Source organism: Pseudoalteromonas sp. GCY, assembly GCF_016695175.1.
Taxonomy (GTDB): domain Bacteria; phylum Pseudomonadota; class Gammaproteobacteria; order Enterobacterales; family Alteromonadaceae; genus Pseudoalteromonas.
Window position 1 is genome coordinate 3,090,188 of sequence record NZ_CP068023.1, and the last position, 21,669, is coordinate 3,111,856.

The following is a 21,669-nucleotide window of genomic DNA, read 5'->3' on the forward strand; positions in this document are numbered from 1 at the left end:
TATGCTATCGAGCAATTTTCTATTAATTTTGCCAGATGTTTGGAAACCTAGATGCAAGAGCAATATAACCCGCAAGATATCGAAGCCAAAGTACAGTCGTACTGGGAAGAAAACAATACCTTCAAAGTTGTCGAAGACGAAAGTAAAGAGAAGTACTACTGTCTCTCAATGTTCCCATATCCAAGTGGTCGCCTCCACATGGGTCACGTACGTAACTACACCATTGGTGATGTGGTTTCTCGTTTCCAACGCCTACAAGGCAAAAACGTTATGCAACCCATGGGTTGGGATGCGTTTGGTCTTCCAGCTGAAAACGCGGCAATTAAAAATAATACCGCACCGGCTAAATGGACCTACGAGAATATCGACTACATGCGCAACCAGCTCAAGTTGCTTGGTTTTGGTTACGACTGGGATCGTGAAATCGCAACTTGTCACCCAGAATATTATAAGTGGGAACAGTGGTTCTTCACTAAGCTTTACGAAAAAGGCTTAGTATACAAAAAGATGTCAACGGTAAACTGGGATCCAGTTGACCAAACGGTACTGGCAAATGAACAGGTAATTGACGGCCGTGGTTGGCGCTCTGGTGCCATTGTCGAGCAAAAAGAAATTCCACAATGGTTCATTAAGATCACCGATTATGCACAAGAGTTACTGGATGACTTAGACAAGCTTGACCACTGGCCTGAGCAAGTTAAAACCATGCAACGTAACTGGATTGGTCGCTCAGAAGGCGTTGAAATCGACTTTAAACGTGCCGACAACGACGAAAGCTTCACCGTATACACCACCCGCCCTGATACCTTTATGGGTGTGACTTATGTAGCAGTTGCGGCAGGTCACCCAATCGCTCAAGAAGCGGCAAAAAACAGCGATGCGATCTCTCGTTTTGTTGAAGAGTGCAAGAACACCAAAGTTGCCGAAGCGGATATGGCAACAATGGAGAAAAAAGGCATCGCAACTGGCTTTACGGCTATCCACCCAATCACAGGGCAACAAGTGCCAATTTGGGTAGCTAACTTTGTATTGATGGATTACGGCTCAGGTGCAGTGATGGCAGTACCTGGTCACGACCAACGTGACTATGAGTTTGCAACCGCTTATGGTCTTGAGATCAAACAAGTTATTCAGCCTCTAGCCGGCGCAGAAGTAGAAGCCAATCTGGCTGAAGCGGCATTTACCGAAAAAGGTACACTCATCAACTCTGGTGAGTTCGATGGCCTTGACTTTGAAGGCGCATTTAACGCCATCGCGACTAAACTAGAATCTCTTGGCGTGGGTAAACGTAAAGTAAACTTCCGTCTTCGCGATTGGGGTGTGAGCCGCCAGCGTTACTGGGGTTCGCCAATCCCAATGTTAAATAAAGAAGATGGTTCTGAGCTTGCTGCACCTGAAGACATGCTTCCTGTTCGTCTACCTGAAGACGTAGTCATGAATGGAGTAACTTCACCGATTAAAGCAGATCCAGAATGGGCAAAAGCAACAATAAATGGTGAAGCGGTATTCCACGAAACCGATACATTCGACACCTTTATGGAATCATCTTGGTACTATGCGCGTTACTGTAGCCCACGTTACGATGAAGGCATGCTTGAGCCAGGTGCTGCAAACTACTGGCTACCAGTAAACCAATATATTGGTGGTATTGAGCATGCTATCTTGCACTTGTTGTACTCGCGCTTCTTCCACAAGTTGCTACGTGATTTCGGTTTAGTGAACTCTGATGAGCCATTTGAGCGCTTACTTTGCCAAGGCATGGTACTTGCGGATACTTACTACCGCAAAGACGAGAAAGGCGGCGATATTTGGATCGCACCAACTGACGTATTAACTGAGACTGACGACAAAGGCCGCATCACTAAAGCGTGGCATAAAGAAGACGGCGAGCCGGTATTCTCTGCAGGCATGAGCAAAATGTCTAAGTCGAAGAACAATGGTATTGACCCGCAAACAGTTATCAAGCAATACGGCGCTGACACAGTTCGCTTATTCATGATGTTTACGGCTCCACCAGAGCAAACGCTGGAATGGTCTGACTCAGGCGTTGAAGGTGCGCACCGTTTCCTTCGTCGTATTTGGAAATACGCGGTTGACGTAAAGCAAGCTGGTACTGCCGAGCTTGATTTAAGCAAACTAAATGCAGCGCAAAAAACGCTTCGCCGTGATATCCACAAAGCCATTGCAAAAGTGACAGACGATATCGAACGTCGCCAAACGTTCAACACGGCAATTGCGGCGGTGATGGAGCTTTCAAACAAGCTTATCAAAGCGCCACTTAGCGATGAGCAAGACATTGCACTAGCAAACGAAGCTCTAGAAGCCATGGTGATCATGCTTGCGCCTATCACACCGCACATGTGTCACGAACTATGGACTGAGCTTGGCAAGGCTGGCGATATCTTGGATGCAGCGTGGCCTGTTGTCGACCAAAGCGCGCTAGTTGAAGATGAAAAGCTTATCGTTGTACAAGTCAACGGTAAACTGCGCTCTAAAATCACCGTGGCGGCAGATGCAACGCAAGAACAAGTTGAAGCGATTGCATTTAGCGAAGAAAACGTCACTAAGTTTACTGACGGCAAGACCATCCGTAAGGTGATCTATGTTCCTGGTAAACTACTTAATGTGGTTGCAAACTAAGATGCGTAGCCTATTTTGGCACACCAGCAAGCTAGCAGTTTTGCTAGCTTGCTTCTTCGTGGCGAGCTGCGGTTTTCATCTCAAGCAGGCCTCTTACCTTCCTGACGATCTAAAAGAAATCACCTTAAGCGGTGACGACAAGCGCTCAGCCTTGTTTGAACAATTACAGTCAGATCTTCAGCGTGCACAGGTATCCCTTACACCAAAAAATACCAAACAAGCTGCTGAGTTGTACTTGTACAATGACTCACTTGAACGTCAAACACTCAGTTTGTTCAAAAATGGTCAGGTTGCTCAGTATGAACTGGCGTATCGCGTGTCGTACCGTTTGAGTCGTCCGGGCCAAGAACCCGTTAAACAAATGTTCGAGCTGTATCGCAACTATCAGGACGACCCAGACAATGCGCTAGCAAAAGCAAAAGAGCTCGAGCTGATCCTAACTGAGATGCGCCGTCTTGCAAGCCAACGTATTATTCGTGAGTTGTCGCAGCTGTAATGCGTTGTTATGCCAATCAACTCTCCAATTACCTAAGTAAAGGGCTTGCCCCTTTTTATCTGGTCTTTGGTGAAGAACCCTTTCAGCAAGGCGAATGTGTACTTGCGATACGAACCGCAGCTAAGCAGCAAGGCTTTGACGAAGTCATTAAATTTGCTCTACTTCCGGGATTTGACTGGCAAGAGCTCAGTGCGCAGTACAATAGTATGTCTTTGTTCAGTGCACGTACGCTCATCGAGTTCGACTTTAATGAACAAAAAGTCCCTACACAAGGTGTCGCGGTTTTAAAGTCTTTGGCCGAACAAGTCAATCCAGATGTCGTTGTTATTTTTAAAGGGCTGGGTGCGGGTCAAGACATTCAACGAACCGCTTGGTTCAAAACATTAGAGCCTAAAGGCCTATTTGTCCCTTGCTATGCGTTAACGGGCCGTCATCTTGAACGCTGGTTTGATGATGAATGTAAGCGGCTGAAGCTATCTGTGTCACCTCAAGGCAAACGCGCCCTGCTCGTCGCCACAGAAGGCAACTTGCTTGCAACGCATCAGGAGCTCGAAAAGCTCTCCTTACTATTTGGTAAAAACCCGGTTGATGAACAGCAATTGCTGAGCGGCTTATTAAATCAATCTAAGTTCGATATCTTTGATTTAAATACCGGATTGTTAAGTGGTAACCCTAAACAAATTATCAAAGTATTGAACAAGCTCGCCAACGATAATGTAGAGCCCGCGAGTATTCTCTGGACCTTGCAAAACCAAGCACGCACCCTGCTGGGTGTTAAAACCTTGTGGCAAACCGGCACTACGCTTGCGGATGCCTATAAAAAGCATAATGTCTGGAAAAATCAGCAAACCATCACGCAGCAAGCGTTAGACAGATTAACGTTAGAGCAGATGAAACAGTTGCTCTGTATGATGGCAGACTTCGATACCGCATATAAAGAAGCAAGGCTCACTGCGCCATATCAAGCTCTCGCACACATTGCTCTGGCCTTTGCCACACCCATCGCAATGCCGTTACCAATTAGCCAGAGTGAGCATGTATGATTGCTTTGTTTGGTGGTACTTTTGATCCTCCGCATTTAGGCCATTTAAATATGGCGATGCGCTGCGTCGACGAGCTAAGTCTGGCTGAGTTAAAATTTTTACCTTGTGCCATACCGGTTCATAAACAAAAGCCCAGCATCAGTGACGAGCATCGCCTAGCGATGCTTGCAAATTTGCTATCAGGGCAACAAAAACTGGTTATTGATAGACGTGAGCTTGACCGACAAGGACCCTCTTACAGCCTGCTAACACTGCAAGAACTGCGTAACGAATATCAGGACCAGCCGATTTTATTTTTAATGGGTATGGACTCGTTTAATAGTCTGCACACTTGGTATCAATGGCAAGAAATCACAGAGCTGTGTCATCTAGTGGTGTATCAACGCCCGAACGAACATTGCTCACCAGATGCTAAAGTCTCGGCTTATTTAGCCAAAGCACGCACAGATAACTCAAATAAGCTCCAAACCACCAACGCTGGACATTGCTATTTCCTTCACGGTGAGCAAAAAGACATTGCATCGAGTACAATAAGGGCTGCAATTGCGCAACAAGATAAAGAATATTTGGAACATTGGCTGCCCGCTTCTGTCATAGATTATATAAATAGCCATGGCTTGTATGCTGATTAACCCCACAAAGCATGTTAAAATCGCCGATTATTTGAAATACAGAGACAAAAACTTGGATTCACAACAGTTATTAGATTTCGCGCTAGACAAAGTAGATGATATGAAAGCGCGTGATATTGTTAAGCTCGACGTTCGCGAAACTTCTTCAATCACCGATTATTTAGTGATCTGTACAGGCACCTCAAAACGCCATGTACAATCGATTGCCGATCATGTCGCAAAAGAAGCACGCCATGCTGGAGAAACACCTATTGGCCAAGAAGGTCAAGACGTTGGTGAGTGGGTATTGGTTGATTTGGGTGACGTTGTTGTACACGTAATGCAAGACCAAACCCGTGATTTTTATGATCTAGAAAAGCTGTGGGGCTAATGTGAAGATCCAACTCATTGCAGTAGGTACCAAAATGCCGAAGTGGGTTGAAACTGGCTTCACCGAATATCAAAGACGCTTTCCCAAAGATATGCCACTGGAGTTAATTGAAATTAGCGCTGGCAAACGGGGGAAAAACGCAGATATCAAACGCATTTTGCAACAAGAAGGTGAAAAAACCTTAGCCGCTATCCCAAAAGGCAATCGGATCGTAACCTTAGAAGTGACCGGTAAGCCATGGGATACACACCAACTTGCGAGCAATATGGAAAAGTGGCAGTTGGACGGTCGCGATGTTAGCTTACTGATTGGCGGCCCTGAAGGGCTTGCACCAGAATGTATTGCTGCGGCTGAACAAAAATGGTCATTATCAAACTTAACCCTACCCCACCCTTTGGTGCGTATAGTGGTTGCCGAGAGCTTGTATCGCGGCTGGAGTTTAAATAACAATCATCCTTACCACAGAGAATAATAATGATAAAAAAACGGCCGACGATTAGGGATCATTCTGCCGAGGCTAACCTCTTTGCGAGACGAGCCTTTGTCGGCTTTGTTTTTGTCGTCATTATTGTTGGGATCTTGTTTCACAATGTCTATAAGCTTCAGGTGACCGAACACGAGACCTATCGTACCCGCTCCAATGATAACCGTATAAAGGTCATTCCGGTTGCCCCTAATCGTGGTCTGATTTACGACCGCAATGGTGTCTTGCTCGCCGAAAACCGCCCTGTTTACAACCTTGAAGTGATCCCAGAAGACGTTGAGGATCTCGAAGCATCATTAGCTGCGGTACGTCAACTCATCGAGATTTCTGAGCAAGAAGTAGAAGATTTCAAAAAGGAAATCAAGCATAACCGCCGCTTCAAAAGCCAAGTACTAAAGGGTCGCTTGAATGAAGAAGAAGTCGCAATTTTGTCGGTTAACCAACACCGCTTGCCCGGCTTTAGCGTTGAAGCTCGCTTATCCCGTTATTACCCTTATGGTGATACCCTCACTCACGCCCTTGGCTATGTAGCAAAGCTCAATAAAGAGGAACTCTTTGACCTAGAACTAGAAGGCAAAGACACGAACTATCGGGCCACCCATGATATCGGTAAGCTCGGTGTCGAGAAGTTTTATGAAGAACAGCTACACGGTATTGTTGGCTCTCGTCGCGTCGAGGTGAATAATCGCGGTCGTATCATTCGCACATTAAGCATGGAAACGCCACAACCGGGTAAAGACTTGGTGCTAACGCTTGATATCGGCTTGCAACAAATCGTTCAGCATGTGCTTAAAGACACCCGAGGCGCTATCGTCGTTATGGATCCTCGCGACGGGGGAATTTTAGCGCTCTATTCCAATCCAAGCTACGACCCGAATCTGTTCGTTCATGGGATCAGCGGCAAAGACTACCGAGCGTTGCTCAACCCAGATAGGCCACTTATCAACCGTGCAACTCAGGGCCGTTATGCACCAGCTTCCACAGTGAAACCTCATCTCGCTGTGCTTGCTCTGGAAGAAGGTGTCGTCACCGAAACAACCAAAATTTGGGATCCCGGCTTTTTTCAAATTCCAAATGTAAAACATAAATGGCGTGACTGGCGTCCTTGGGGCCATGAGCATGTTGATGTATATAAGGCTATTGAGCAATCTTGCGACACCTATTTTTACGAAACCGCATATAAATTGGGCATAACCAAAATTAGCGACTTTATGAACCAGTTTGGCTTTGGTGAGCTTTCGGGTATCGATATACATGAAGAAACCTCCGCTATTTTGCCATCCGTTGAATGGAAAAGAGAACGTTTTAAAGAGTCGTGGTACCCGGGAGATACGATTTCTGTTGGGATAGGACAAGGCTACTGGACTGCGACCCCGATGCAGATAGCTAACTCACTGAGCATTTTGGTCAATAGAGGTATACACCGACAACCTCACTTAGTACAAATCTCTAAGCAAGACACTGAAGTAGAACAACTATTTACAGAAGAGAAACCACCCGTTGTGTTGAAAAACCCTTATCACTGGGATATTGCATTAAAAGCCATGCATAACACGGTAAAAATAGGTACCGCGAAAAATGCGTTTAAGGGCGTAACTTATGACCACGCAGGTAAAACAGGTACCGCGCAAGTTGTCAGTATTGCTCAAGGCGAAAAATATAATGCCGAGAAACTAAAAGAAAAACACAGAGACAACGGTATCTATGTTGGTTTTGCACCTTTTGATGATCCTCAAATTGTTATCACTGTGGTTGTAGAAAACCAAGGTGGTGGTAGTGCTATCGCAGCGCCAATGGCAAGACAAGTGATGGACTATTATTTTTCGGCCTACCCGCTTGAGAAGGAGCAACAGCAATGAGCCCGCTGAATAAGCCGCGTTCGCTATTCGAAAAAGTCCATATCGACCTACCGTTATTTGCAGCCTTGATCACCATGATGGTTGCTAGCCTCGCAATTGTGTATAGTGCTAGTGGACAAGATATGGGCATGATGATGCGCCATGGCACACGCATGTTTGGTGCATTAGTCGCCATGTTATTTATGGCGCAATTCTCCCCGAATACGCTTAAGCGTGTGGCTATTCCCGTTTACCTCTTAGGTCTTGGCATGCTCGTTGCCGTGCTGTTCTTTGGTGTCAGTAGTAAAGGAGCTCAGCGCTGGCTCGACTTAGGCGTTACACGCTTTCAACCTTCTGAAATAATGAAGTTAGCAGTGCCCATGACGGTCGCTTGGTTTATCGGTCGTTCACACTTACCTCCTAGTATTTTGAATTTAACAATCGGCTTTGTGATTGTGTTAGTACCAACCATTCTGATCAAAGAGCAGCCGGACCTTGGTACCTCTATCTTAATCGCCAGCTCTGGTATTTTTGCGCTCTTTTTAGCTGGGTTAAGTTGGCGTTTAATCGGCTCTGGTTTATTACTCGCGGTCCCCGGTGGCTATGCGTTTTGGCATTACGGAATGCATGCCTATCAAAAGCAGCGTGTACTGACCTTTTTAGATCCAGAAAGCGACCCGCTGGGCTCTGGTTACCATATTATTCAATCGAAAATTGCGATAGGCTCTGGTGGCGTTGAGGGTAAAGGCTGGCTGCATGGAACGCAATCTCAATTAGAATTTTTACCCGAGCGCCATACCGACTTTATCTTCTCGGTGTTGAGCGAAGAATTTGGCTTGTTGGGTGTCACCATTTTACTCAGCTTGTATCTTTTTATAATTGGTCGTGGATTGTATATCGCAGTTCAAGCACAAGACGCTTTCAGTAAACTGCTTGCGGGAGCACTGACTTTGACCTTCTTCGTCTATGTCTTTGTAAATATCGGAATGGTTTCTGGTCTCTTGCCAGTAGTCGGTGTACCACTGCCCCTAATTAGCTACGGTGGCACATCGATGGTGACCTTAATGGCCGGTTTTGGCATTATTATGGCAATCGCAACAGATAAGAGGATGTTGTTAAAATAATGACAGTTCGTATTACCCTGATTTCAAAATTGGTTTTAGTATTTGCCCTGTTAAGCCTGCTCAGCGCTTGTGGTAGCCGTTATCATATTCGCCATGATAAAGCGCCACTGCGCGAGCCTACCGAACTGGAAATGCAGGATGCCATTGTCACCAACGAGAAAAAAAGCGTCAGTGCCAATCGCCCCTACACGGTACTTGGAAAACGTTACACGCCAATTTCGGACGAGCATGGATATCAGCAACAAGGCATCGCCTCTTGGTACGGCCGTAAATTCCACGGCTACCACACCTCCAATGGTGAAATTTTTAATATGTTCGATATGACAGCGGCACATAAAACGCTGCCACTACCTAGCTTTGCCAAAGTAACAAACTTAGACAACGGACGCTCTGCCATCGTTAGAATTAACGACCGAGGTCCATTCCACGACGATAGATTAATCGACCTATCTTACGCTGCTGCCTTCAAGCTAGGCTATCACCTTCAGGGTACAGCGCGCGTTAAGGTCGAAGCCATTACTCTATCGCGCGAGTCTCCAAGGCTAACCTATGTACAAGTTGCTGCTGGTAGTAAACTTGAGAACATACAGTTATTAGCAGGTCAGTTAAAACAAGAATTGGGGTTAGGTACACCCATCACGTTTGAAAACAACCTGTACAAGCTTAGAGTCGGCCCAATTACCGACGACAATCAAGCACAATCTCTACTAAAAACCTTACAACAAGGTCAATTTAGTCGTGCTTTCTTGCTTTACAGTGAGCAGGAACTTTAGAATAACCGCAATGAATGCCGATAAACAAAAAAGCGAGCATAATGACTTCTATCAAACCACAAATCGTTAAAAAAGTCCTTGGACTGGTGTGCACTTTCTCTATTATGAGTGCCAGCGCACAAATTATTCCTTCGCCGCCGCAGATCAATGCGAAAGGCTATTTCCTTGTAGATTTCACTACTGGAAAGGTGATTGCAGAGGGTGAAGCCGATACTAAGCTAGCGCCAGCAAGTTTAACCAAAATGATGACCAGTTATGTTATTGGTACTGAAATCGCGGCAGGTAACATTAGCCCATCTGATCAAGTCACCATTAGTGAAAAAGCGTGGGCTAAGAATTTTCCTGGTTCATCGGTAATGTTTATCGAAGTGGGTAAGCAGGTCAGTGTTGATGACTTAAACCACGGGATCATTATTCAGTCAGGCAATGATGCTTGTGTTGCAATGGCCGAGCACATTGCCGGCAGCGAAAGTGCGTTTGCTGACCTGATGAATGCGCATGCAGAAAAGCTGGGCATGACCAATACTCACTTTATTAACAGCCATGGTTTGGATACTGATGAGCATTACACCACTCCAAGAGACATGGCGACTCTTGGTGCCGCGCTTATTCGTGATGTACCTGATGAATACGCTTTATACAAGAAAAAGTCTTTTTCATACAACGGTATAAAGCAATATAACCGTAACTCACTACTTTGGGATGCAAGCCTTGAAGTGGATGGCATTAAAACAGGCCACACCTCGGATGCAGGCTACAGCCTGGTTACTTCAGCGGTTAAAGATGATATGCGTCTTGTTGCCGTAGTCATGGGCACAGAGAGTGAGCGCGCACGTAAAGTTGAAAGCAAAAAGTTGCTTAACTACGGCTTCCGTTTCTTTGAAACCATTACCCCTTACCAAGCTGGTGACGCTTTTGCCGATCAGCGCGTATGGATGGGTAACAAAGAAACCGTATCGCTTGGCATTATGGAAGACACGCCAATTACTATCCCACGCGGTCAAAGCAAGAATCTAAAGGCTAACTTTGAGTTAGATAAAACACTCGAAGCGCCGCTAGCGAAAGGCACTAAAGTTGGAACTTTGTTCCTACAACTTGAGGGTGAAGACGTAGCACAATACCCGCTGGTTACGCTTGAAGAGATCCAAGAAGGTGGATTCTTTAGCAAGATCTACGACTATCTACGTTTACAGATCTCGCAGTAATTCCTTATCTGATAGGCCAGCCGAGACAGACTGGTTGGCTTATCTTTTCTATAAAGCTTATTTATTTCCCTTCGCTTCCCAGACATTCATACTTTCTAATCTAAGACCCCTTTTCAACATATCTCGCGCTGAAAACCCACTCAAAGTTTACAATTTAGAAACACCGTGTCAAAATACATTTGAGGTACAAAACTCAACTTATAAATATAAGGATATTTAAATGATGATGGCGACAATAGCTGTACTAAATTGGGTGGAGTTACATAGAAACTCCTTATGACTGAGGAAATAATGACAGCGGTCCCAGTAGCTCTTCGGAGATTTTTGTTCAGTAGAATATTCTGTCTGTACAGGTGGTGGCTGTTATGAGTGGGAAGAAGTAGAGAGATGTTAATCTAATAGGTGATACACAAAAGGCTTTCCTATGAACTACATGGATCATATATACCTAAAACCAAGCTTACCAGTAGCCAAGTTGACTATTGCAGTATTACTGCTTTTCTCTGCTATTTTATACAAATCAAATATACTTTTGTATATTGGTTTTTATATGGCGCTAATTATAGTTGCTTGGGATTTGCTATCCGTAGTGGCAAAAGAACAAGGAGCTTGTGCAAAAGTTACGCTCATAGCTTACTGTAAACAGCACTGGATACAGTTACTACTTATGCTAGCGTTTGCTTGTATAGGTATTGCCGGGCTACACCTTGAATACCTACTACTCACACTTTTTAATATTGCATTCGCTATGTTATTAGCAGCCCATGTTATAAGAGTTGTGTATAAAATAAGAAAACTGTCCGCTATTGACGCGATAAAGGAGAGGTTAAAAACCAAGTCGAGGTTTATTCTTTCTGTTAACCTGCTACTCATTTTTGTTATGTGTGCCATACCATTTCTAACAATGTCTTTAGGAACGTGGGCTGCTAGTTATATGGTTATTTTTAGCTGCTACATACAGTACTTAAACCATATCATTAGTGAGAATATTTTTGCGCCTGATTAAACTAGTTTGAGTTCTCGCAATAATCTATTTAGATAAAAGTCAATCAGTGGTTAAATACTGATTGACTTTTTACACCCCAAGCAACAATTTCCAAAGTCGCAGGGAAAGCGAGAAAAAGGGAAACGACGCAATGGCCATTACTCAATACTTTAAAGAATCTCCTACCTATATCCACATTAGCATGGCTGTATTTATTGTCTGCTTCATACTAAGTGACTATTTAAATAAACCTGTACTATTGTATCTTGGTTTTTATATTGCTCTGTACGGTGCACTTTATCAACTTGCTACGCAGCTTAACAATACCCAAGCAGAAAAAGCCGATATGAAGCATTTGGGATACATTCCAATATTTATTCTGCTATTGGTTAGTATTGTTACTCTCTCACCTCCCTCAATGCTTATTACCGGCATCAATCTTGCCGTAGTTAGTATCATCATTTATCAGCTGGTACGAATGCTTAGCGCTAGAACCAAGCAGTCTAAAAGAAACATAGTAAAGACCTTGAAACGCAACAAAACAGCGCTTTTGATACTACTATTAACAACGACTGCATTGCGACTTTTCTTTGACTCGGAAGGCTTAGCAATTAGCAATCACTGCTTCCTTCTATTAGCTACTTTAGCAGTTTTTGATGATTGTAAAGACGTAATCAATAGTGAAAGCTAGCTTCAAAATGACTCAACAAAAACGTCCTTATCGTGGACGTTTTTTTTTGCGCCAAAAATGATAGAATGCGGCCAATCAATGACGACCTTGGCAACTCAAGGCTTGAAAGAGCCCCTAAGTGACCAAATACAGGCGTCAGCAAGTAGTTCGTTGTGAGGATACCGTCGTGGTAAAACCAGTTAAAAATACTAAGTTTGATGAATACTTAGAATTTCCTTGCCCATTTACATTCAAGATTATGGGCCTAGCAAATGTCAATTTGACGGATCAGATCCTAGCCAAACTGCAGGTTATTGCACCGGGTGATTATGCACCAAAGGTTAAACCAAGCAGCAAAGGCACCTATGAAGCCGTATCTCTTGTTGTTACTGTAACCAGCAAAGAGCATATCGAGCAGATTTATACCGAGATCGGTGGCATTGAAGACGTCCGTTACATCCTGTAGTTGGTAAGGACCCCTAGTTATGGAATCTCGTAAGTTAATTGTGCGCCAACTCGGCCTTTGTAGTTACGAGCCAATTTGGCACAAAATGCAATCTTTTACCGATGAGCGTGATGACACCACAGCGGATGAAATCTGGCTGGTGGAACATGAGCCTGTTTTTACGCAAGGTCAAGCCGGTAAAGAGGAGCATGTCTTGGCGCCAGGTGATATTCCTGTCGTAAAAGTGGATCGCGGCGGTCAAGTCACCTATCACGGTCCCGGGCAACAAATGCTTTATGTGCTGCTCAACTTACGACGATTGAAAATAGGGGTACGTGAGCTCGTCACTTGGCTAGAAGAAAGCATTATCGACTCCCTTAAAGAATATGGGATAGAGGCTTACGCTAAAGCCGATGCACCGGGTGTATACGTCAACGATAGCAAGATAGCATCTCTTGGACTTAGAGTCCGCCGTGGCTGCTCGTTTCATGGACTCGCACTCAACGTCAATATGGACCTAGGTCCATTTTTACGGATCAACCCTTGTGGTTATGCGGGCATGAATATGGTGCAAAGTAGCGAAATTAATGGACCTCAAACCGTCGCTGATGCGGGGGCTGGTCTGGTAAAACACATGCTAAAACGCATTAATGCTGAGCATGTCGAATACACTGAAGGGTTTGAAAACGTATGAGTAAACCAGTCAAAATGGAGCCCGGGGTAAAGCTCCGCGATGCTGAAAAAATGGCATTGATCCCAGTTAAAGTCATGCCAACAGAACGCGAAGAAATGCTGAGAAAGCCTGAGTGGTTAAAGATCCGTTTGCCAAAATCAAGTGAACGTATCGATGGCATCAAACAAGCAATGCGTAAGCACGGCTTGCACTCTGTTTGTGAAGAAGCATCCTGCCCTAACCTTTCTGAGTGCTTTAATCACGGTACAGCAACCTTTATGATTTTAGGTGCAATTTGTACTCGCCGCTGTCCATTCTGCGATGTGGCCCACGGTCGTCCGCTAAAACCTGACGCCCAAGAGCCGGAAAAGCTTGCACTTACCATCAAAGACATGAAGTTGAGCTACGTTGTTATTACCTCTGTTGACCGTGATGATTTACGCGACGGTGGTGCACAGCACTTTGCTGACTGTATTCGTGAGATCCGTAAGCACAACCCAGGTATCACAATCGAAATTCTCGTGCCTGATTTCCGTGGTCGTATGGATAGAGCGCTTGAAATTTTGAGTGAAACACCACCGGATGTATTCAACCATAACCTTGAAACTGCACCAAGACTTTACAAGCTAGCGCGTCCAGGAGCCGATTATAAGTGGTCACTCGAATTACTACGCCGCTTTAAAGAGGCGCATCCAGAAGTAAGGACTAAGTCAGGCCTGATGGTTGGACTAGGCGAAGAAATCTCTGAAATTGAAGAAGTCTTAAGAGACTTGCGCGAGCATAACGTAGATATGCTTACCGTAGGCCAGTACCTGCAACCTTCTAAGCACCACTTGCCAGTAAAACGCTACGTGCCACCGGCAGAGTTTGATGGGCTAAAAGAGTATGCCGACGAAATAGGCTTTAGCCACGCAGCTTGCGGACCATTTGTACGCTCTAGCTACCATGCGGATCAGCAAGCTGCGGGTAAAGAAGTAAAATAAACAGTGTCATTAAATTCACTGTTTTGAAAGCCGTATTCCTATACGGCTTTTTTGTGTCCGCAATTCCCCATCTAACGACCATTAACAGCAAAACGGTTTCAATTCCGCGCTATTCGTTATATCTTGCCTCACCAGATAATAATAATCAGGGGCAAAACGTGCTTAAGAATAAAACTTTGGGCAGCATGCTGATTGTAGCAGGTACTACAATTGGTGCTGGTATGCTCGCCCTCCCTATTGCATCCGCAGGACTTGGCTTTTCTACCGCCATCGTGTTACTCGCAATCACGTGGCTGTTAATGACTTACACCGCTTTACTTATGTTAGAAGTGCATCAGTACGCAGATCAAGACGCAACACTAAATACACTGGCGAAAAACTTACTTGGTAAAACGGGGCAGTATGTCGCAAACTTTTCAATGGTATTTTTGTTTTATGCATTATGTGCAGCTTACATCGCAGGTGGTGGCGCACAGCTTCAAACCAAGCTTGTTGGTATGATGGGCGACGGAATAACCCCTCAACTAGGCTCTGTACTGCTTGCTGTTATCATAGCGACCATAGTGACATTAGGCACAAGTACCGTCGATAAGCTCAATCAGTTACTATTTACCATCAAAGTTATTGTGCTTGCCAGTCTGTTCTTTATTTTAACGCCTTATGTTCACGGCCAGCACCTAATCGATATGCCAGTAGAGCAAGGGCTAGTAATTGCAGCAATTCCGGTAATTTTCACTTCCTTTGGCTTTCATGGCTCAATCCCATCAATCGTTAAGTATGTGGGCGTAGATATTCGTCAACTACGTAAAGTCATGATGTTTGGTGCTTCTCTGCCCCTTATCATCTATGTGTTCTGGCAGTTGCTCAGCCAAGGCGTTATGGGACAAGAGAGTTTAATGGCAAGTGAGGGGCTGCCGGGTTTTGTCACCCGTATTTCCTCTATCGCACACAACGACAACGTACAGTTATTTGTGACGATTTTTGCAGATCTTGCTCTCGCGACTTCATTCTTAGGTGTTAGTCTCGGCTTATTCGACTTTTTTGCAGATGCCTTTAAAAAGCAAGATACTAAGAAAGACCGGATCAAAACGGCGTTCATTACCTTTTTACCACCGCTTGGCTTTGCCCTCTTTTATCCAAAGGGCTTTATTATGGCACTGGGGTATGCAGCAATTGCGCTCGTGGTATTGGCGGTATTTCTACCAGTTGCTATGGTATGGAAACAGAGAAAAGTTAGAGGTAATGATGGATATCAGGTTAAAGGTGGTACGCTTGGACTAGGACTTGCCGCCATTTTCGGTGTGATGATCATCACCTCTCAGCTAATGCAAATGGCTGGCCTTATTCCAAGTTTAGGGTAAGCATTATCAAGACGACGTAGGTCTATTAACGGCCTACTTCGATACTCTCCAGCGCACCGTCTTGCATTCGTTTATGTTTCAGTTGAAAATAAGCAATTACAGGTACAAATGCTAAGCATAGAGTAGCAAAGTTAACAATTGGGATAATTGTGACGTAGAGATAAGACGAATAGCTAAGTTCCATTAAATGCCTATCAACCAAACGGAACATCTGTAAGATTGGTGCAGGTATAATAATGAGTTGAGCAATTACACTCTGCCACATATAAACTTTGTCCTTAATAGCCCAAACAGCAATTATAGCCATAAACACAATATCGTTAAATGCCCAAAATATATAGCGATAAACCAACTCATCGTCTATCGCTCTAATAAAATCACCAGTAAAAGAGCCAATAATATAAAATAAAGCAATCAAAATCGCATAACGAGCGGCTTTTATATCTCTTAAAACTAAACAGGAAAACACTGCAATTAGCGATAGTGGAATGCTGTATTGGATATAAAAAAGCCTAACCGACTCCCAAGCCTCTAACATATTTACTCTTCTAATTATTAGTTAAGATGATTTTTTAATGGGTCAAGTAATTATTACAATCGGTTACGGTTAAGACGGCTTTTTTTCCGCCTCTTCATCACCGCCTTCACCATTACCGCCAGGTAGTCTAAAATTTTGAAGTTTTTTTATTGAAATCATTCTATTTCTCCTTTAAGTAGAACCAAACGGAACAATAGCGAATTCCCTGTAACTTGGCAATAAACTGTAATTAATTTTGCCTCACTTCAATAGGATCTGACTCTTTAGGTTTACCCTGTAAAATCGAGATTTCAACGCGCCTATTGCGGCGTCTATCAGCATCACTGTCATTAGGAACAAGCGGTCTAGTGTCTGCATGACCAACTACGACCATTCTGTTCTTATCAAAACCACGAACGCGCTCCATCACAGTCGCAACAGCGACCGCTCTCGTCGCCGATAAATCCCAGTTATTGGAGTAGAGTTCGTTAGTGACCCTAAAATCGTCTGTGTGACCCGAGACAGTAATTTCACCGGGTACATCTTTAAGTAGTTCTGCAATTTCGGCAATCACAGGTTCAAACTTAGGTTGTAAAAACGCACTGCCTGCAGGGAAAGAGCCATTCTCTTGGATACGAATAATGATTTGCTGCCCTAGAGACTCAAGCTCAATCGCACCATCCATTATTTGCTTCTCTAGCTGCTGCGCAATCTTTTTAACAAGCTCATTAACTTGTTCTTGATCTGCGGATGCGATTGCTTGAGTTGACGCCATTTCTTGAGCAGTACTGGCTGATTCACCACCACGCTTATTACCCCGTTGCTCTTGTCGACCACCCGCAGATGATTCATCACCAGCCTGAAACTCAAGCATCTGTTGCGTCATTTCTACGGTTTGCTGTTGGATAGTTTCAATTGGTGTTGGCTCTGGCTTACCAGGAGTAAATTCCATCGCAATCACACTGGTACCTTTTGGGATATCCTTTACTTCAATTTTGTTTTGCACACCAAAAGCAAACTTCATCGACCCTGCGATTTGCTTAAACTTCAGCACGTCCATTTCAGAAAATGCCAGTAGCAGTACAAAGAAGCACATCAGTAATGACATCAGATCAGCAAATGTCCCCATCCAGGCCGGAAGACCTGGGGGAGGACATTTACATTCGTTCTCGTCTGACATGGTTATTCCTCAGCCTCAGCGCCACGTTTAGACTCAGGCAAATAATTTTTCAAAATGCCCTCAATGACTTTCGGGTTTTGGCCATCTTGAATACCTAAGATAGCATCTAAAATGAGCCGCTGGTTTCGCTCTTCTTCATCTTTACGAAGCTCAAGCTTAACCTGAATTGGGATAGCAACCACGTTAGCTAAGAATGCACCATACAAAGTTGTTAAAAGTGCAACAGCCATGGCAGGCCCGATTGCTTTTGGGTCATCCATGTTAGACAACATAGCTACTAGGCCGATGAGTGTTCCGATCATCCCCATCGCAGGCGCAATATCGGCAAGGGATTTAAATAACCCGGCGCCCAACTGGTGTCTTGAAGACGTCAGGGCAATATCTTTTTGTAGCGTGGCACGCACAACATCAGCGTCATGACCATCAACTAGCATATCGACGCCTTTGCGCATAAACTGGTTGGGAATTTCAGCTTCTTCTAACGCTAAAAAACCACCTTTACGCGCAGAATCAGCAAGCTCAACGGCTTTTTCAATCAACTCTTCTGGAGTTTCAATCTTGAACATAAAGGCCTTTGCGGCCACTTTACCAATCCCGAAAAATTGTCCAAGCGTAAAGTTAGACAATACGATAAAGATTGAACCACCAAATACGATAACGACGGAAGGCGTGTTATAGAACATAGCGATCTGGCCATCACTACTTAGTACCATGGACATTACAATCAAACCTATGGCACCCAGGATCCCTATTACCGTTGCTAAATCCACATGTCCTCCGGGGGAAGTTATTTGTGATAAATCACGCAGTTATTATTGTTTGAGTTATCGGCAAGTTTTTCTACAACTTGACACTATTATATTAAAAAGTGTTTAAAATGCGAGTTTATAGCAGATCTTGTAATGCCGATACTCGGTCAGATCAAAAAGTCTCTGGTTTTTTTGACCTTGACGCGCAATCCCCCTAAAATTGCCACACTTTTACTTTACGGGTCAGCGTGACATATGGCGGTAAAAAAACCTGATAACTTGAGCTTTGAAGAGGCCATGCAAGAGCTGGAACAAATCGTTGCGGACATGGAAAACGGTAGCCTACCTCTAGATCAAGCACTTAAACAATTTGAGCGTGGGATAAAGCTCGCAAAAGCTTCAAACCAAAAACTTCAGCAAGCTGAGCAGCAGGTCGCTATTTTAATGGGCGAAGATGAGCAAGCACAATTACAGCCATTTGATAACGAAGCCTGATGTCAGAAAAATTACAAGAAAAGCTCCAGTTTGCTAAAACTCGTGTAGAGAACACCGTTTTACACTATTTTGATAATGTGCTTGATACTGAAGAGAATATCAAAGCCGCAACGCGCTACAGTATAGAAAATGGCGGCAAACGTCTGCGGCCATTTTTAGTGTACTGCACTGGTGAATTATTTGGTGCGGCTCCAGAAGACTTAGACAAGGCCGCTGCAGCAATAGAATGCGTGCATAGCTATTCGTTGGTGCACGATGATTTACCCGCGATGGATGATGATGAACTTAGGCGTGGTCGTCCAACTTGCCATATTCAATTCGATGAAGCGACAGCTATCTTAGCCGGTGATGCCTTACAAACTCTGGCTTTTGAGCTATTAAGTGAGCATCAATTCGCAGTAAACCACCATGCACAAATAAAAATGATTTCTGCACTAGCCAAGGCATCAGGTCTACAGGGCATGGTTGGCGGTCAAGCGCTTGATATAGCCGCTACCGATCGTTCAATTACCATAGATGAACTCGAACGTATTCATAAGCTAAAAACAGGTGCACTGCTGAGCTGTGCTGTAGAGCTTGGGATCTTATGCGGCAACCCGGAACGAGTTACGGAGCAAGCATGTAAAGCAATACGCACTTATGGTCGTGCAATTGGTCTTGCATTCCAAGTCAGAGATGACATTCTTGATGTAGAAGGTGACACGACAGTACTTGGTAAGCCACAAGGCTCTGACATAGAACATAATAAGTCTACCTACCCTGCGTTGTTAGGTTTAGAGCAAGCAAAAGAAAAAGCCGAACAGTTGATAGATGAGGCACTGGATGCGCTTACGGCAATAGATGGTGACACAGAAATACTTGCAGATTTAGCAAAATACATCATAGATCGAGAATATTAAGCTGACGTATAAAATAACTACGCCAAGCTAAGAAAATATTCACAAGTACTTTGTAATTACTGGCGAACATAATATTATGGTCAGTTGGTGAAGAATTTTAATAATTATGAAGTGAGCTGCGCGAGTAAGCACTCAGCAAAGACTCACTAGGACTCTGATAAATACCATGAAACTTGATAGTAGCAAGTATCCCTTACTCGCGTTAATTGACGAGCCAAGTCAACTTCGTCAATTACCCCAGCACAAGTTAACCGCGTTTAGTGATGAGCTTCGCGAGTATTTGCTGAACTCAGTCTCTCAAAGTAGCGGTCATTTTGCCTCTGGCTTAGGCACTGTAGAGCTTACCGTGGCGTTGCACTATGTGTATAACACACCAAGCGATAGGCTAGTTTGGGATGTAGGTCATCAAGCCTACCCACACAAGCTACTGACAGGCAGAAGAGATCGGATGCATACTATTCGCCAAAAGGATGGTTTACATCCTTTCCCTTATAGAGAAGAAAGCGAATACGATACGTTTAGCGTAGGCCACTCTAGTACCTCAATATCAGCGGCACTTGGTATGGCAATTGCTGCTGAAAAAGAAGGCGTTGGACGTAAGACTGTCGCCGTTATTGGTGATGGTGCAATGACCGCTGGCATGGCATTTGAAGCAATGAACCACGCCGGCGACATCAATCCGGATATGTTAGTGATCCTAAACGACAACGAAATGTCTATCTCGGAAAACGTTGGCGCACTTACCAACCATTTCGCGAAGATCCTCTCTGGTAGCTTTTACACCAATATTCGCGAAGGCAGCAAAAAGCTGCTGTCTGGCGTGCCTCCAGTTAAAGAGCTTGCAGGTCGCATGGAAGAGCATTTAAAGGGGATGATAATCCCTGGTACCTTCTTTGAAGAGCTAGGTTTTAACTATATTGGGCCAATTGACGGACATAACGTAGATACTTTGGTAGATACGCTACGTAATATGCGAAATCTAAAGGGTCCTCAACTGTTACACGTTAAAACCCAAAAAGGGAAAGGCTATAAACCAGCAGAAGCAGATCCAATTGGTTATCATGCAGTGCCGAAGTTCGATCCAAGCGTGCACAGCTTACCCAAATCAAAACCCAGCGCACCGACCTTTTCAAAGGTGTTTGGTGATTGGCTCTGTGATATGGCGGCACAAGATATTAAGCTCATGGCTATCACGCCAGCAATGCGTGAAGGCTCAGGCATGGTGCGCTTCTCTAAAGAGTACCCAGCTCAATATTTTGACGTTGCCATTGCTGAGCAACATGCTGTGACGCTTGCTGCGGGTTTTGCTTGTGAAGACTTGAATCCTGTTGTTGCTATTTATTCAAGCTTTTTACAACGTGCTTATGACCAATTAATTCATGATGTTGCACTACAAAACCTGCCAGTACTTTTTGCTATTGACCGTGCAGGCGTCGTTGGTGCGGATGGTGAAACACACCAAGGGGCTTATGATCTAAGCTTTTTGCGCTGTATTCCTAATATGGTGATTATGGCACCAAGCGACCTTAATGAGTGTCGCCAAATGCTCTATACTGGCCACCGCCTAGATAAACCTGCAGCGGTAAGATACCCTAGAGGCAGTGCGGGAAGTGCAGAGATTAGTGCAGAAATGAACGAACTGGAAATTGGTAAGGGCAAGGTAGTAAGAGAAGGTGAAAAGCTGGCTATTTTAAGCTTTGGTACTTTGCTTGAAAACGCTCAAGCCGTTGCCGAAGAGTTAAATGCCACGCTTGTGGATATGCGCTTTGTAAAACCTTTAGATACAGCTCTTATCGAAGAGTTAGTGGTAACTCACGAGCGCTTTGTAACACTTGAAGACAATGCGATTGCTGGTGGTGCAGGCTCTGCGGTGAGCGAATATCTAATAGCTCAAGGCCATCTAAAGCCAATCAAGCTACTAGGTCTACCTGATAAGTTTATTAAGCATGGTTCACAAACTGAGATCCACGCCGAACTGGGCTTAAGCAGCGAAGGAATAAGTCAGCAAATTAAGGCTTGGCTAAATCCACAGTCTTGACTCTGAGCAGTTCTAAAAAAGGCTTCCATTTGGAAGCCTTTTTTATTCTTCGTCTCTGGTCCTGAAATA

The 21,669-nt window shown here is 44.3% G+C and carries 22 protein-coding genes; 19 read left to right on the forward strand and 3 right to left on the reverse strand.

Features of this window, described 5'->3' with window-relative positions; all coding sequences use genetic code 11:
* The first annotated feature begins 51 nt into the window (after window positions 1-51).
* The 16 genes from leuS (at window position 52) to JJQ94_RS19295 (ending at window position 15,722) form a co-directional block, all read left to right on the forward strand.
* The gene (gene leuS / locus JJQ94_RS19220; protein WP_099030171.1) at window positions 52-2,640 is read left to right on the forward strand and encodes a leucine--tRNA ligase; all 2,589 of its coding nucleotides are present in this window, start codon (window positions 52-54) and stop codon (window positions 2,638-2,640) included.
* Window positions 2,624-3,136 (forward strand): LPS-assembly lipoprotein LptE, encoded by a 513-nt coding sequence (locus JJQ94_RS19225; protein WP_010606155.1) that lies wholly within the window; start codon window positions 2,624-2,626, stop codon window positions 3,134-3,136. Before leuS ends, JJQ94_RS19225 begins: the two co-directional genes overlap by 17 nt.
* Window positions 3,136-4,179 (forward strand): DNA polymerase III subunit delta, encoded by a 1,044-nt coding sequence (gene holA, locus JJQ94_RS19230; RefSeq protein ID WP_099030170.1) that lies wholly within the window; start codon window positions 3,136-3,138, stop codon window positions 4,177-4,179. The genes JJQ94_RS19225 and holA overlap by 1 nt, the downstream gene beginning before the upstream one ends.
* Complete coding sequence (nadD, locus tag JJQ94_RS19235; RefSeq protein ID WP_099030169.1) at window positions 4,176-4,811, forward strand: nicotinate-nucleotide adenylyltransferase; 636 nt, start codon at window positions 4,176-4,178, stop codon at window positions 4,809-4,811. Before holA ends, nadD begins: the two co-directional genes overlap by 4 nt.
* Window positions 4,812-4,863: 52 nt before the next feature.
* The gene (rsfS, locus tag JJQ94_RS19240) at window positions 4,864-5,181 is read left to right on the forward strand and encodes a ribosome silencing factor (protein WP_010372036.1); all 318 of its coding nucleotides are present in this window, start codon (window positions 4,864-4,866) and stop codon (window positions 5,179-5,181) included.
* A gap of 1 nt (window position 5,182) precedes the next feature.
* Entirely contained in the window at window positions 5,183-5,653 is a 471-nt protein-coding gene (gene rlmH, locus JJQ94_RS19245; RefSeq protein WP_010372039.1) for a 23S rRNA (pseudouridine(1915)-N(3))-methyltransferase RlmH, read from the forward strand.
* A gap of 2 nt (window positions 5,654-5,655) precedes the next feature.
* Window positions 5,656-7,524 (forward strand): penicillin-binding protein 2, encoded by a 1,869-nt coding sequence (mrdA, locus tag JJQ94_RS19250; RefSeq protein WP_099030168.1) that lies wholly within the window; start codon window positions 5,656-5,658, stop codon window positions 7,522-7,524.
* Window positions 7,521-8,627, forward strand: a complete 1,107-nt coding sequence (gene rodA, locus JJQ94_RS19255; protein ID WP_099030167.1) for a rod shape-determining protein RodA — start codon at window positions 7,521-7,523, stop codon at window positions 8,625-8,627. Before mrdA ends, rodA begins: the two co-directional genes overlap by 4 nt.
* A complete protein-coding gene (locus JJQ94_RS19260; RefSeq protein ID WP_099030166.1) occupies window positions 8,627-9,400 on the forward strand; it encodes a septal ring lytic transglycosylase RlpA family protein in 774 nt (257 codons plus the stop codon). The genes rodA and JJQ94_RS19260 overlap by 1 nt, the downstream gene beginning before the upstream one ends.
* A 41-nt stretch (window positions 9,401-9,441) precedes the next feature.
* Window positions 9,442-10,605 (forward strand): serine hydrolase, encoded by a 1,164-nt coding sequence (locus JJQ94_RS19265; protein ID WP_099030165.1) that lies wholly within the window; start codon window positions 9,442-9,444, stop codon window positions 10,603-10,605.
* Between the two features lie 424 nt (window positions 10,606-11,029).
* Window positions 11,030-11,611, forward strand: coding sequence for a hypothetical protein (locus JJQ94_RS19270; RefSeq protein ID WP_099030164.1), 582 nt, complete (start codon window positions 11,030-11,032; stop codon window positions 11,609-11,611).
* Between the two features lie 130 nt (window positions 11,612-11,741).
* Window positions 11,742-12,281 carry a hypothetical protein gene (locus JJQ94_RS19275; RefSeq protein ID WP_099030163.1) on the forward strand — a complete coding sequence of 180 codons (540 nt, stop codon included), beginning with the start codon at window positions 11,742-11,744 and terminating at the stop codon, window positions 12,279-12,281.
* Between the two features lie 166 nt (window positions 12,282-12,447).
* A complete protein-coding gene (ybeD, locus tag JJQ94_RS19280; RefSeq protein WP_010606146.1) occupies window positions 12,448-12,726 on the forward strand; it encodes a DUF493 family protein YbeD in 279 nt (92 codons plus the stop codon).
* A 19-nt stretch (window positions 12,727-12,745) separates the two neighbouring features.
* Complete coding sequence (gene lipB, locus JJQ94_RS19285) at window positions 12,746-13,399, forward strand: lipoyl(octanoyl) transferase LipB (RefSeq protein WP_010372061.1); 654 nt, start codon at window positions 12,746-12,748, stop codon at window positions 13,397-13,399.
* Window positions 13,396-14,361 (forward strand): lipoyl synthase, encoded by a 966-nt coding sequence (gene lipA, locus JJQ94_RS19290; protein ID WP_010606145.1) that lies wholly within the window; start codon window positions 13,396-13,398, stop codon window positions 14,359-14,361. Before lipB ends, lipA begins: the two co-directional genes overlap by 4 nt.
* A 158-nt stretch (window positions 14,362-14,519) precedes the next feature.
* On the forward strand, window positions 14,520-15,722 hold the full coding sequence (locus JJQ94_RS19295; RefSeq protein ID WP_172439931.1) for an aromatic amino acid transport family protein: 1,203 nt from the start codon (window positions 14,520-14,522) through the stop codon (window positions 15,720-15,722).
* A gap of 25 nt (window positions 15,723-15,747) precedes the next feature.
* Here JJQ94_RS19295 and JJQ94_RS19300 read toward each other — a convergent pair whose 3' ends face one another.
* The 3 genes from JJQ94_RS19300 to pomA all read right to left on the reverse strand — a co-directional run bounded on the left by JJQ94_RS19300 (window position 15,748) and on the right by pomA (window position 18,189).
* Window positions 15,748-16,260: a hypothetical protein gene (locus JJQ94_RS19300; protein WP_099030162.1), complete on the reverse strand. Its 513-nt coding sequence runs from the start codon at window positions 16,258-16,260 to the stop codon at window positions 15,748-15,750.
* Between the two features lie 229 nt (window positions 16,261-16,489).
* A complete protein-coding gene (locus JJQ94_RS19305) occupies window positions 16,490-17,419 on the reverse strand; it encodes a flagellar motor protein MotB (protein ID WP_069022936.1) in 930 nt (309 codons plus the stop codon).
* Between the two features lie 2 nt (window positions 17,420-17,421).
* Entirely contained in the window at window positions 17,422-18,189 is a 768-nt protein-coding gene (pomA, locus tag JJQ94_RS19310) for a flagellar motor protein PomA (protein ID WP_099030161.1), read from the reverse strand.
* Window positions 18,190-18,423: 234 nt separating this feature from the next.
* Here pomA and xseB point away from each other — a divergent pair, with 234 nt between their 5' ends.
* From xseB to dxs, 3 genes are all read left to right on the forward strand, one after another.
* Window positions 18,424-18,663, forward strand: coding sequence for an exodeoxyribonuclease VII small subunit (xseB, locus tag JJQ94_RS19315; RefSeq protein WP_010606139.1), 240 nt, complete (start codon window positions 18,424-18,426; stop codon window positions 18,661-18,663).
* Window positions 18,663-19,562 carry a (2E,6E)-farnesyl diphosphate synthase gene (ispA, locus tag JJQ94_RS19320; RefSeq protein ID WP_099030160.1) on the forward strand — a complete coding sequence of 300 codons (900 nt, stop codon included), beginning with the start codon at window positions 18,663-18,665 and terminating at the stop codon, window positions 19,560-19,562. The genes xseB and ispA overlap by 1 nt, the downstream gene beginning before the upstream one ends.
* Before the next feature lie 166 nt (window positions 19,563-19,728).
* On the forward strand, window positions 19,729-21,600 hold the full coding sequence (gene dxs, locus JJQ94_RS19325; RefSeq protein ID WP_099030159.1) for a 1-deoxy-D-xylulose-5-phosphate synthase: 1,872 nt from the start codon (window positions 19,729-19,731) through the stop codon (window positions 21,598-21,600).
* The last annotated feature ends 69 nt before the right edge of the window (window positions 21,601-21,669 follow it).